The sequence below is a fragment of the Nocardia sp. NPDC006630 genome (assembly GCF_040611495.1).
In the GTDB taxonomy this organism is placed as follows: Bacteria; Actinomycetota; Actinomycetes; order Mycobacteriales; family Mycobacteriaceae; genus Nocardia.
Map to the genome: position 1 here is coordinate 132265 of NZ_JBEXOK010000009.1, position 11239 is coordinate 143503.

An 11239-nucleotide genomic window follows, 5' to 3' on the forward strand; every position below is an offset into this window, starting at 1 on the left:
TCGAGTGTCACTCACGCTTGCCGGCTTGCCATTCGGGCCGACTGGAGCCACGGGGTACGAGCGGCGGGTCGGGCCATGCGGGGGTGAAGTGGGAGAACTGGACCGGCGGGGCGAGCATGTGGATGTCGCCGAGCGGGCTGGGGGCATCGTAGGCGGCGGGTTCGCGCAGCGTGTGCTGGTCACCGATGCCGGCGCCCTCGGGGTCGACCAGGCCGAGGGTTTGGTACCACATGGCGGTGCGGGTCAGGTTGACGGTGACGTGCCAGGAGCCGCCCTCACCAGCTCGCTTGCCGAGTGCGGCGAGCGCACCGATCGCTCCCATATAGCCGGTGATGAAATCGTTGATCATCCCGGTGACAGGCAGTTTCGGGTTTTCGGGGCTGCCTTCGAGCGTCATCAGACCCGAGGCCGCCGAACCATTCATATCGAAGCCGCCGCGGGTGCGCCACGGTCCTTCGGAACCGTAGCAACTCACCGAGACGACGATGATGCCCGGATAGCGGGCGGCGAGCTGCTCCGGGTCGAGGCCGAGCTTCTCGAGTTTGTCGCCGCGATGGTTGTTGACCACGATGTGGGTGTCGGCCAGCAGCCGGTCGGCGCGCTCACGCCCGGCATCGGTGGTGAGGTCGAGATACGCACTGCGAGAGCCGACATTGGCTTCGGCATAGATGAAGTCGTGCTCGTAGTCGTTCGGGCGCGTAGCGCACAGCACCTCCGCGCCGTACTCGGCGAGGGTGCGCCCGACCGTCGGTCCGGCGATGGCGTGGGTGAACGACAGCACCCGGATATCATCCAAAGGCCGTGCGGCAGGGCCGAAATCGTGAACAGGGGCATCGCCGATACGCCGCAGACCGATCACCGGTTGCTCGGCCAGCAGCGTGCCCTGCGGGTGGGCGAGCCATTCCTCGGGGGTGCGGGCGATGCACAGCGGCAGCCCGGCCGCATTGGCGGATTCCTCGAGTTCGGCCGCCTCGCGGGTCGCGAAGGCGGCGGCGACCTTCGCGTAATCGGGTGGGACATCGAGGAATCGGCACCATTTCGCGGCCAGGTGCGGATAGACGCCCGACGCCATCACCGTGCGACCGTCCGCGGTGCGGTAGGGCGCGAGCAGAAAAGGATTGTCCGCGACCAGTGGATGCGGCGGCAGTTCACCGGCCAGCGTGGGATGCCAGAACGCATGCGGGGTGATGCCGTGCACGGCCTGCCGCAGATCCAGACGCACATCCTGATCCGGACCCCCGCGGCGGCGATGCAGGGCGACCGCGCCGACGGCCGCGGCCATGATCGGAATACCGATACTGGCGCCGAGCCGATGCCGGGCCGGCAGAATCGGATCCTGACCGTCGAAACTGACACTGCCGCCGACATTTTCGGCCGCGATTCCGAGGTTCGCCAGTAGGCCGTCCAGGGCGGCCACGTGGTCCAGGGCGGCGATATCCGGGCTGATTGCCTGGTCAGTCATCTATGTCTCCTTCGGGAGCGGACAGTCGATCCATCAGGGTTTCGACGAGTCCCCAACGCGCAGTGGTCGATTCGGCATGTCCCGCAGCGTGCTCGGTCAGAGTATGCAGGTTCTCCCCCTCGACGACCATCACGATCAGCCGGGTGAGGTCGGCCACCGGTAGCAGCGGTACGCGCCCGGCGGCCGCGAGCGCCTCGGTCAGCACGGCGGCCAGCGCCGCGCGCCCGCGCGCCTCGTGCTCGAGCAGCATCCGGGCCAGCGGCGGCCGGCGTACCGCGTGCAGACCGAATTCCGCCGACACCAGCAGCCACCGCCGTTCCGCCTCATCCATCACCGTCGGCAGCAGCGCCGAATCGCTCAGTGCGGCGCTGCCGTCCGTACCGGACGGCAGCGCCTGCCGCAGCCGCTGCAGCCGGACGTTCCACTCCCGGTCGAACAGCGCCAGAAATAGTTCGTCCTTATCGCTGAAGTTGGAGTAGTAGGCGCCCTTGGTCAATCCGGCGCGCGCGCAGATCTCCGCGATCGACGTGGCCCCGAATCCCTGCTCAGCGAACAGCGCCAGCGCCGCATCCAGCAGTGCGGTCACGGTGATGGGTCTGCGTTTGGTGACACCTTTGGGCACCCGCACAGCATAACGGATACCGATAAGTATCGGATACCTAAGAGGATCTATTTCGCTTACCTGCAATGACAACAGAATTGTCCTTGACAATTTTTTTCGTCGGTTGCAGGATGGAGCCGTGCTGGACGTAGCAGTGATCGAAGAACCCGCTGCGGCCGAGGCGTCCCTGGACCCGATCCGGTCCCGGATCCTCGCCGCACTGGCCGAGCCCGGCTCGGCTGCCATGCTGGCCGTTCGACTGGGGCTGCCGAGGCAGAAGGTCAACTACCACCTCAAGGAATTGGAACGGCACGGGCTGGTCGAGCTCGAGGTGGAACGCCGCAAGGGCAATGTCACCGAGCGGGTGTACCGCGCCACCGCAGGCTCGTACGTGATCTCCCCCAGCGCGCTGGGGGCCATCAGTCCGGACCCGGCCCGGTCCCCCGACCAGCTGTCGGGCTACTGGCTATTGGCCCTGGGCTCCCGGCTGCTGCAGGAGGTCGGCGCACTGCTGACCGGCGCCCAGCGCGCGAAACAGCGGGTCGCCACCTTCGGTATCGACGCCCAGGTGCGGTTCGCCTCCGCGGCCGATCGGGCGGCGTTCACCGAGGAGCTGGCCCAGGCGGTGACAACCCTGGTCGGCCGCTACCACGATGAGTCCGCCGCGGGAGGGCGCACCCACCGCGTGGTCGTCGGACTCCACCAGATCCCGGCCACGCCGACAGCCCCGAGACAACTGCCGGAAATTTCCGAAACCGAAGCAGGACAGGAGAACTGACAATGCCGCATCCGTTCGAGATCGAACTGGAGACGACACTGCCGGCGAGCCCGGAACAGGTCTGGGAGGCCATCGCCACGGGACCGGGGGTCGACTCCTGGTTCATGGGGCGCAATGACATCGAGCCATGCGAGGGCGGGGTGGCCGCCATGGACACCGGCGGCCATCGGGAGGAAGCGGTGATCACCGCCTACGAGCCCGGTAAGCGTCTCGCCTCTCGCACCGCCGCCGCCGAGGACGGCCGGTTCATGGCCTTCGAGTATCTGATCGAGGGCCGTGAGGGCGGCAGCACCGTACTGCGGGTCGTGCAGAGCGGCATGCTCGGCGACAACTGGCAGGACGAGTACGACGCCCTGCGCCGTGGCTGGCCCTTCCACCTGCACACGCTGCAGGAGTACCTGACACACTTCCCCGGTCGCACCGGAGTCCCCGTTTTCGCTGTGGCACACGGGAAGTCGGCGCAGGACGTGCGCGCGGCGCTCCTGCGCGGGCTGGCACTGCCCTCCCCGCTCACCGTGGGCGCACGCGCGCAGGCGGCGCCGGAGCAACTGCCGCCGCTGGACGGCGAAGTGGTCTGGGCGGATGACGAGCGCATCGGGCTTCGCACCGCCGACGGGCTCTACTCCTTCCACCAGGGCCCGACCGGTATGGCGCTGATGTTCCATCACCTGTTCGCACCGAAAACCGCTGGGGCGGAAGCCGCCTGGCAGCAGTGGCTCACCAAGCTCGTCAGCTGACATTCACCAACCACAGGAGACAACCATGCGCACTCTGATCAGCACCGCCTTCATCTCGCTCGACGGCGTCGTGGAGGGCCCCGGCGGCGAACCCGGCTACCGCAATTCCGGATGGACCTTCAAGGACATCGAATTCGTCCCCGACGCCTTCGAAATCAAAGGGCGGGAACAGAAGGAATCCAGCGCGATTCTGCTGGGCCGGGTCAGCTACCAGGCCTTCAGCCCCGTATGGCCCGATATGGAAGATTTCGCCGACTACAAGACGATGCCGAAGTACGTCGTCTCCACCACCCTCACCGAGAACGACCTGGTCTCGAACTGGGGCGAGACCACAATCCTGCGCTCACTCGACCAGGTCGCCGCGCTGAAGGAGACCGAGGGCGGCCCGATCATCGTCCACGGCAGCGCCGCGCTGAACCAAAGCCTGTCCGACGCGGGCCTGATCGACCGCTACCACCTGCTCGTGTTCCCGCTCCTGCTCGGCGCGGGCAAGCGGCTGTTCAGCACTACGGACAAGGACACGCAGAAGCTGAAGCTGGTCGAGTCCGAGACCTACTCGAACGGCCTGCAGAAGAACGTCTTCGACGTCATTCACTGACAAAAACCGCGAATCCACCTGTGACGAAGCAGAAATCAGCGCCGCGGAGAACGTCCGCCCGGCTGGGGAGAACCGGGGTCGCCGCTCTGGCCACCGTCCGGATCGCCGCCCGATTCCTCGCTTTTATCGGATCCGATTCGGCGCGGTCTGGGCATACGCCGCATACCTGCGGCCGGGGCGTCGTCACCGGCTCGTTTCCGTCGTACCGCGCCGAGATCGATGACACTCGCGTCATGCTCGGCTCTGCCCGGCTCATCGGCCGCGGCGGAATGCGGGGCCTGGCCGGGATCGACCTGCCACCATCCGGTCTCACGCTGCAGTTCCGATCGCAGTACCGGCCTGGTCGGTGCGGGATCGTAGACGGAGCCGATTTCCGAATGCCACGTTTTGCGGGGACGCTCGTCGGTTTCCTCCGTCATCCGCCGCGGGCGGCGCGGCAGGCGGGTGAGTTTCGAACCGTCCGGCCCCGCCTCGGGAGAACCGGTCTCGGCGGCCTTCAGGCCTTCCAGCTTCCGGCGCAACCGTTCCACCGCATCGAACCGGTTCCCGCCGGGCCCCGGCAGGGATCCCCGTCCCGGAACTTCCTGGTCCGACATCGAGCTAACCGCCGACAGATGCCGTGGCACCCGTCATCGCAACTACTGGCGGTAGCCCGGGCTGATCTCTGAACTTCTGTCTTACCGCGTCACTCATGTCCGTATTCTCCCTCAGAACCGCCACACTGTTTCCGCCCCGTTCCCACTGCGGACCGGAGCCGTATCTGCGCACCGGCGCCACGTGATGAATCAACGATAACCGGCGGGATAACTCGCCGGCGCGGCCCGTCGCCGACTTCGACAGCACGGTGTCCGCCGGGTATGCCCATAAAAGCGGGGGCGCAACGTTTTTCGTCTCCGGCGCGACGTGTTGGGTAGTACCGAGTGGAAGGAAGCGCATGAAGCGAATTGTCGGAATCATCGCGGCGATCGCCGTGGTGGCCCTGGCGACGGCATGCCAGGACGGCACGACGACGCCTGCGGCCGGGGGGTCGTCGGCGTCGCCTTCCGTCACTGCCGCCCCGCCGGGATCGGCCCAGGGATCGACCACCCAGCAATCACCGGGCGGCGGGCAGCAGTCACCGGGTTCCGGACAAAAGTCACCGGGCGGCGCGCAGCCCGGTGGCAATGATGCTCCCGCCACCGCCGGGAACGGCAAATGCGTGGACCTCACCTCCGGGGTGGTCACCGCGGCGCTCGGCAGGCTCGGCGCCAATGTCGGCGGCGATGGGTTCTACGCGGACAGCGGCACCGATGCCGCGGTCGGCTCCTGCCCCAGCCTGCTGTGGGTGCTCGCCGGGACACCGCACGGCACCGCGAGCTCGCCCTGGCAGGTGATGCTGTTCAATCACGCCGGCTATCTGGGGACCGCGACCAAGAATTCGACCGCCTATACGACGGTGGTCGGGTCGTCGGATCGGAGCGTGCAGGTGCAGTACCGCTGGCTGGCGGGTCAGGATGCCAGCTGCTGCCCCTCGGGCGGGCCGGTGACCGTCACGCTCACGCTGGGCTCGGACAATCACACGGTGACTCCCGATCGCGACTTCCCCACGCAGGCAACGGATCCGAATTCGGGAGGTGCCCCGGCCCCGGCCGCGTGCCCGGTCTCCAAGACCACCCTGCTCGCGGCATTGAAGGGTACGGATATCGAGTCGCGGTTGGCGAAGCCGATCGAGCTCGAGGATCAGATCGACTGTGCCGGTGATTGGGCGATGGCGCACAGCGGAACCCACAACAACACCGTCAATCGCGCCCAGGTCCTGTTCCACTATGTCGCGGCCGACGGCGGGTGGAAACCGGCGGATCTGGGCAGCGCCCTGCACTGCACCGAGATCGGCGTCCCCGCCGACGTCGCCGCCAAGATCTGCCGCTGACAGTCGCGAGGCGCCCCGAATGCGTTCTCACTCAGCAGATTCGGGGCCCTCACGGCTGGGTTCGATGCGGGGGTCGGCGAAGACGCCTACCCCCGCGTCGTCGGCGGTCGCCAGGCGAGATGCGGCGGAATCGGTGACGCGCAGGGCGTACAGACCCTGCGCCGGATCGAGTGGAACCAGACCGTAACCGGCGTCGACATCGCTCACGGCGAGCCCGAGGGTGCGCAAGGCGAGCTCGAGAGTCGCGTCCTGGGCGAGCCGGACGGTCAGCAGCGGCATGGTTTCACGCTACGCGTGCGGGACGGTGCTGCGCAGCTGCGTGAGCAGGGCGGCGGTATCGATGACGCCGAATCCGTAATCGTTGTCGAAGCCCGGGGTTCCGCGATCGGTGGCGGTGCTGCGCAGGAGGGCCCGCAGCTGGGCGGGCGGCAGTGCGGTCGCGGACCATTCGGTGCGGATGGCGGCGACCACACCGGCCGTCACCGGGCAGGCGGCGGACGTGCCGGTATCGGGCTCGCCCGCGCCGAAGGCCGTCGACCCGAGAAAGTGTGTGTAGGAGCAGATATCGGGTTTCTGCGCGCTCAGGCGACCCGGGCCCTGCGAGGAGTAGCCGACCCGGGTGCCGGTGTCATCGACACCGCCGATGCTCAGCACGCTCGGATGCGAATTCGCGCCGCCGATCGGCTGACTCGGGTAGGCACAGCGTGCGTCCGGGCAGTCCCGGCCGCAATTTCCGGCGGCGAAGATAATGTCCGCCCCGGCGGCTTCGAGTGATCCGACAATGACATTGAACGGGTGCGCGGGATTGTCGGAGTAGTTACCGGGATTGCCGACCGGGAAATCCCACTGCGGCGAGAACGACCCCCAGCTGTTGCTGACCACCAGTGCCCGTGAGGAATCCGGCTGATTGCTCAGCACGGTGCGCAGCTGCGCGTAGGCCGCGACGGCATCGGACAGGAGCCCGTCCATGACCGTGCTGCCGTGCCGGGTGCTCTGCATGACCGGAATATCGAGCAGCGTCGCCTGCGGTGCGGCGATGAGCACGTCGAATGCGCACATCGAGCCGTGCGCCACGGGGAACTCCCCCGCCGTACCGGTCACTCCCGAGGGATTCCAGCTGCGGGTCTTGTCGATGATCGGCGGTGTGCCGCGAACCTTTCCGACAAACGCCGCATTGATACCGGTGTCGACAATGGCGAGCGCCACGGACGCACCGTTGAGCCCGGCAGCGGTGAGTTGATCGACGTGCAGCCGGGATTCGATATCGTGCCAGTTCCCGACCGCCCGATCACCGCCGCACGTGAGGCACGTCTCGATCACCGGATCCGCGAATACCCCTGTGATCGTGGGTGATTGGTTCAGCACCCGAATCCCCGCGGCAACGTCGTCATCCGGAATCTCACCACGCACCAGCACCGTCGCATGTTCGGGCGCCAGCGAGTACTCAGGCCCCGCCGAACCACTGGGCGCAGGTCCGGGCACCACAATCGGCGCGAACGAATCATCGAGCACAAGCCCGCCCGATTCGCCGAGAATGTCGGAAGAGCGAACCGTGACCCCGGGATCTGCCACTGCCGCAACCAGTTCGGCCGCCGGGCGAAGCTGAATCAGAAGACGCATACCCGCCATCCTGCCGCCATTCGCCCGAGACCGCTCGCAGGTCGGAAACTTCGCACCATATCCTTGGAAGCGATCGAAGGCGGAACCTCGCGGTAGGACAGGAGCGGGCGCAGTGACCAGATTCGTTGTTGATTGCAGCGCTGTTGTGCATCTGGCTCGCAGCTACAGGCAGACAAACTGATCACCCTCGATACCGAATTCGCCCACAGCGCCAACGACATCGTCGCACTCGGTTCAATCGACGAACTGTCTGAGGAGTGAATCCGTTCTCGGAATCAGTCTGCATCGCGCAGGATTTGGTCGACGCGGAGTCGGAATTCGGTGACCGACAGGTGTGGTTCGACTGCGGCGCGGACGCGGTCGTTGGCGGCGGTGCCGAGCACTCCCAGGAGTAGGTGTTCGGGAACGATGTGAGTGTGCGTCAGCGAGAGGGCTGCGCGCTGCGCTTGTCGCAGTGCGTGTTTGGCGTCGTCGTCGAACGGGAGGATTCCGGCGGGGGTTCCGGGGTTCGGATCGATCGGCGTGATGTCCAGTCGGGCGCGGTCCACCCGCAGGCCGATGGACCTGATGAGTTCGGCCAAGGCCGGTGTCTTCTGCGCGCTCAGAATGCCGAGCAGCAGATGCTCGGGACGGATGTGATCGTCACCCAGCGCTTCGGCTTCTTTCGTTGCCAGCAGGATGACCCGTTTGGCATTGTCGTCGAGTAACTCGAACATCAGGATTCACTCACCGCCGCTGGTCATCACTGTGAGGCAGAAGGGGTGACCCGATGGGTCCAGCAGGACTCGCCACCGGTCCGGGCAGGGCTGGGAAGCGGGCTTGAGCGCACCGACGGTGATGGCCGCCCGCTCGGCGGTGTCGAGGTCTGTCACGAAGAGGTCCAGGTGCATTTGTTTGGGGACCTGGTTGCCGGGCCAGTCCGGTGGTTGATGGTCGGCTACGTGTTCGATTGTGAGCGTCACTCCGTCGCCTCGAAGCACCACCAGCTCCTCGGATTCGTATCGAATCTCGAAGTCCAGCAATGCTCGATAGAACTGCCCGAGACGTCGAGGATCTCGGCTGTCGAGCGAAATCGCTCCGAAACGCGCGATCGCGGTCATAGCTCTCCCATACTCATCACCCCGGCCTCGCCCCGGAGTTCGCCACTACCGCCATAGTTGCGGCGGACGAGCGATCCCGCAACCTCTCGCCGAGTCTTCGAAGGTGTCCTGACCTGGGATTCGATTCCTTTTATGAGGCGCTCCGGTCGTAATGGCGAACGGTTCCGTCCCGTGGGACCGGCCCCGAAGAAGGAGGACGCGCATGGCAGGCAGGCAGTCAGCAGCGAGTGTGTACCGGCCGGGAGGCCTCCGGCAGCTTAGGCTCGGCGCATGACGTCGCATCTGCGGCCGGCGCCGAACCAGGACCGGTTCGCGGCGGAGACCGAGCGATTCCGCCGCGAATTGCTGGCGCACTGCTATCGGATGGTCGGCTCGGCCCACGACGCCGAGGACCTGGTGCAGGAGACCTACCTGCGGGCCTGGCGGTCCTACGCCGGATTCGAAGGCCGGTCGTCGATGCGGTCCTGGCTCTATCGAATCGCCACCAATGTCTGTCTGACCGCATTGCAATCGCGACGAGTTCGAGTTCTCCCCTCGGGCCTGGCAGGACCCTACGACGGCCCCGATCGCCCGCCGAGTCCCGCTGCGCCAGGCGAGGTTTCATGGCTGGAACCGCTGCCGGACGGCTGGATCTTCCCGGCCGACGACGATCCGGCGGTGGTGGTAGTCGCGCGCGAATCGGTGCGACTGGCCCTCATCGCGAGCCTGCAGCACCTGCCCGCCCGCCAGCGCGCCATCCTGATCCTGCGCGAGGTGCTGGCGTTCTCCGCGGCCGAAACCGCGGAGATCCTCGAAACCACCACCGCCGCAGTCAAAAGCGGCCTGCAGCGCGCCCGCGCCCGGCTGGACGACCTCGGACCCCAGCCCGCGGAACTGCTCGAACCGGCCGATCCGCGAGCCCGCGCTCTGCTGGACGGCTACATCGCCGCCTTCGAACAGTCCGATGCCGTCCTGCTGGAGCAGGTGCTGCGCGCGGACGCCACATTGGAGGCGACGCCGTTCCGCGACTGGCAGGCCGGGCGGACGATGTGCATCCACGTGCTCGCCGAGTACGTACTCGGCGACCCCGGTGACTGGCACATGCTCCCGACCAGCGCCAATGGCCAGCCCGCCGCTGTTGTCTACCACCGTGACCCGGACGGCCGACTCCAGGCATACGGCGTGGTGGTGCTCGAAACCACCGCCACCGGTGTGACCCGTGCGGTCGCGTTCCACCATCCCGAACTGATCACCACGACATTCGGTTTCCCGGACACGCTCGCGGATTGACCGCGAGCGTGTCCGCCATCGCACGGCAGCGGTATCGGCCATCGCGCCGCGGCACCCGCCCGATGACCACTTCAGGGCACCAGTGCGAGTTTGCCCACGGTCGCACGGCTTTCCAGCTCCGCGAGAGCTTTGGGGCCGTCGGCCAATTCGTACGAGGTCGGCTCTCCCGGAGCGAGGACGCCACTGGCGATGAGCCCGAACAGCTCGCCCATGAGTTCGCCGAAGATCTGTGGTGCGGTCTGGATCAGCACGCCGATATTGAGGCCGATGAGGTGGACCTGGTGCTGATATACCAGGTCCCAGTTGGTGATCGAGGCCTCGCCGCCGGCCAGGCCGAAGACGATGACTCGGCCGGTGACGCGCTTGGCGGCAGCCAGACTCGCGGCGAAGGTGGCGCCGCCGGGCGACTCCAGCACCAGATCGGCTCCCGTGCCGCCGGTCAGCCGCAGTACTTCGGCGGCGATATCGGCGGTGTGGGAGTCCAGGATGTGGTCGGCGCCCAAAGCCCGCACGGTGTCGTGCTTGCTCGGCGCGGCGGTGGCTATGACCGTCGCGCCATAGTGTTTGGCCATTTTCACCGCGGCTTGGCCGGTGCCACCCGCTGCGGCATGGATGAGGACGGTCTGCCCGGCAGCGATCTGACCGAGGGGCCTGAGTGCGGCCAGAGCGGTCGGCAGATTCACGACGAGGCCCAGCGCCTGCTCGGCGGTCCAGCCCGGCGGCACCGGCGCCGCTGCGGCCGCGGGCAGGACCATGTACTCGGCGAAAGCGCCGTATCCGACACCGATTACGGTGGATCCGAGTTCCAGACCGGTCACCGCCGCGCCTACGGCGACGATCTCACCGGCAGCCTCGAAACCCGCCAGATACGGCGGCTGCGGGCCACCCCCGGATGTCCCCCGGGTTTGCGAGACATCGCGAAAGTTGACGCCTGCGGCGGTAACTCGCAGCAGAATCTCGTCCCGGCCGGGGACCGGTACCGGTGCATCGGTGATCAGGCGCAGGTCCTGCGGACCGTTCAGGGACATCTGCCGCAGGGCGCGCATGGTGGTGGGAAGCGTCAAGGTACTCGGCTTTCTACTCGACCGGGTGAGCGAGGCCGGCCTGTGCCGCACCTCCACCATGTAGACCACCGCCGCCACCCAAAGGAATCGACAGCCCCGCA

The 11239-nt window shown here is 67.0% G+C and carries 13 protein-coding genes; 5 read left to right on the top strand and 8 right to left on the bottom strand.

Going from position 1 to position 11239, the window contains the following annotated elements:
* Positions 1–7: 7 nt before the first annotated feature.
* Positions 8–1462, bottom strand: a complete 1455-nt coding sequence (locus ABZX86_RS26790) for a CoA transferase (protein WP_355127413.1) — start codon at positions 1460–1462, stop codon at positions 8–10.
* Complete coding sequence (locus ABZX86_RS26795; protein ID WP_355127414.1) at positions 1455–2084, bottom strand: TetR/AcrR family transcriptional regulator; 630 nt, start codon at positions 2082–2084, stop codon at positions 1455–1457. The genes ABZX86_RS26790 and ABZX86_RS26795 overlap by 8 nt, the downstream gene beginning before the upstream one ends.
* Before the next feature lie 118 nt (positions 2085–2202).
* Here ABZX86_RS26795 and ABZX86_RS26800 point away from each other — a divergent pair, with 118 nt between their 5' ends.
* The 3 genes from ABZX86_RS26800 to ABZX86_RS26810 are packed head-to-tail and all read left to right on the top strand — an operon-like array spanning position 2203 to position 4176.
* Positions 2203–2841 (top strand): helix-turn-helix domain-containing protein, encoded by a 639-nt coding sequence (locus ABZX86_RS26800; RefSeq protein ID WP_355127415.1) that lies wholly within the window; start codon positions 2203–2205, stop codon positions 2839–2841.
* A 2-nt stretch (positions 2842–2843) separates the two neighbouring features.
* Positions 2844–3578: an SRPBCC domain-containing protein gene (locus ABZX86_RS26805; RefSeq protein ID WP_355127416.1), complete on the top strand. Its 735-nt coding sequence runs from the start codon at positions 2844–2846 to the stop codon at positions 3576–3578.
* A 25-nt stretch (positions 3579–3603) separates the two neighbouring features.
* Complete coding sequence (locus ABZX86_RS26810) at positions 3604–4176, top strand: dihydrofolate reductase family protein (RefSeq protein WP_355127417.1); 573 nt, start codon at positions 3604–3606, stop codon at positions 4174–4176.
* Between the two features lie 35 nt (positions 4177–4211).
* Here the strand turns inward: ABZX86_RS26810 and ABZX86_RS26815 are convergent, their stop codons facing one another.
* Positions 4212–4772 (bottom strand): hypothetical protein, encoded by a 561-nt coding sequence (locus ABZX86_RS26815; protein WP_355127418.1) that lies wholly within the window; start codon positions 4770–4772, stop codon positions 4212–4214.
* A 338-nt stretch (positions 4773–5110) separates the two neighbouring features.
* Here ABZX86_RS26815 and ABZX86_RS26820 point away from each other — a divergent pair, with 338 nt between their 5' ends.
* Positions 5111–6085, top strand: a complete 975-nt coding sequence (locus ABZX86_RS26820; RefSeq protein WP_355127419.1) for an LppP/LprE family lipoprotein — start codon at positions 5111–5113, stop codon at positions 6083–6085.
* Between the two features lie 27 nt (positions 6086–6112).
* Here ABZX86_RS26820 and ABZX86_RS26825 read toward each other — a convergent pair whose 3' ends face one another.
* From ABZX86_RS26825 to ABZX86_RS26840, 4 genes are all read right to left on the bottom strand, one after another.
* Complete coding sequence (locus ABZX86_RS26825) at positions 6113–6364, bottom strand: hypothetical protein (RefSeq protein ID WP_355127420.1); 252 nt, start codon at positions 6362–6364, stop codon at positions 6113–6115.
* A 9-nt stretch (positions 6365–6373) separates the two neighbouring features.
* Positions 6374–7705 carry a S8 family serine peptidase gene (locus ABZX86_RS26830; protein WP_355127421.1) on the bottom strand — a complete coding sequence of 444 codons (1332 nt, stop codon included), beginning with the start codon at positions 7703–7705 and terminating at the stop codon, positions 6374–6376.
* Between the two features lie 275 nt (positions 7706–7980).
* Positions 7981–8421 (bottom strand): Clp protease N-terminal domain-containing protein, encoded by a 441-nt coding sequence (locus ABZX86_RS26835; RefSeq protein ID WP_355127422.1) that lies wholly within the window; start codon positions 8419–8421, stop codon positions 7981–7983.
* Positions 8422–8427: 6 nt separating this feature from the next.
* Entirely contained in the window at positions 8428–8805 is a 378-nt protein-coding gene (locus tag ABZX86_RS26840; protein WP_355127423.1) for a VOC family protein, read from the bottom strand.
* A 270-nt stretch (positions 8806–9075) separates the two neighbouring features.
* On the opposite strand from ABZX86_RS26840, the gene ABZX86_RS26845 reads away from it, so the two are divergent.
* Positions 9076–10074, top strand: coding sequence for a sigma-70 family RNA polymerase sigma factor (locus ABZX86_RS26845; protein ID WP_355127424.1), 999 nt, complete (start codon positions 9076–9078; stop codon positions 10072–10074).
* 71 nt (positions 10075–10145) lie between these two features.
* On the opposite strand, the gene ABZX86_RS26850 is transcribed toward ABZX86_RS26845, so the two are convergent.
* Complete coding sequence (locus ABZX86_RS26850) at positions 10146–11138, bottom strand: zinc-binding dehydrogenase (protein WP_355127425.1); 993 nt, start codon at positions 11136–11138, stop codon at positions 10146–10148.
* Between the last annotated feature and the right edge of the window lie 101 nt (positions 11139–11239).

Excerpts from the sequence above, each read along its gene's own strand:
- ABZX86_RS26790 (WP_355127413.1), bottom strand. The coding sequence starts at position 1,462 with ATGACTGACCAGGCAATCAGCCCGGATATCGCCGCCCTGGACCACGTG.
- ABZX86_RS26805 (WP_355127416.1), top strand. The coding sequence starts at position 2,844 with ATGCCGCATCCGTTCGAGATCGAACTGGAGACGACACTGCCGGCGAGC.
- ABZX86_RS26810 (WP_355127417.1), top strand. The coding sequence starts at position 3,604 with ATGCGCACTCTGATCAGCACCGCCTTCATCTCGCTCGACGGCGTCGTG.
- ABZX86_RS26815 (WP_355127418.1), bottom strand. The coding sequence starts at position 4,772 with ATGTCGGACCAGGAAGTTCCGGGACGGGGATCCCTGCCGGGGCCCGGC.
- ABZX86_RS26820 (WP_355127419.1), top strand. The coding sequence starts at position 5,111 with ATGAAGCGAATTGTCGGAATCATCGCGGCGATCGCCGTGGTGGCCCTG.
- ABZX86_RS26825 (WP_355127420.1), bottom strand. The coding sequence starts at position 6,364 with ATGCCGCTGCTGACCGTCCGGCTCGCCCAGGACGCGACTCTCGAGCTC.
- ABZX86_RS26830 (WP_355127421.1), bottom strand. The coding sequence starts at position 7,705 with ATGCGTCTTCTGATTCAGCTTCGCCCGGCGGCCGAACTGGTTGCGGCA.
- ABZX86_RS26835 (WP_355127422.1), bottom strand. The coding sequence starts at position 8,421 with ATGTTCGAGTTACTCGACGACAATGCCAAACGGGTCATCCTGCTGGCA.
- ABZX86_RS26840 (WP_355127423.1), bottom strand. The coding sequence starts at position 8,805 with ATGACCGCGATCGCGCGTTTCGGAGCGATTTCGCTCGACAGCCGAGAT.
- ABZX86_RS26845 (WP_355127424.1), top strand. The coding sequence starts at position 9,076 with ATGACGTCGCATCTGCGGCCGGCGCCGAACCAGGACCGGTTCGCGGCG.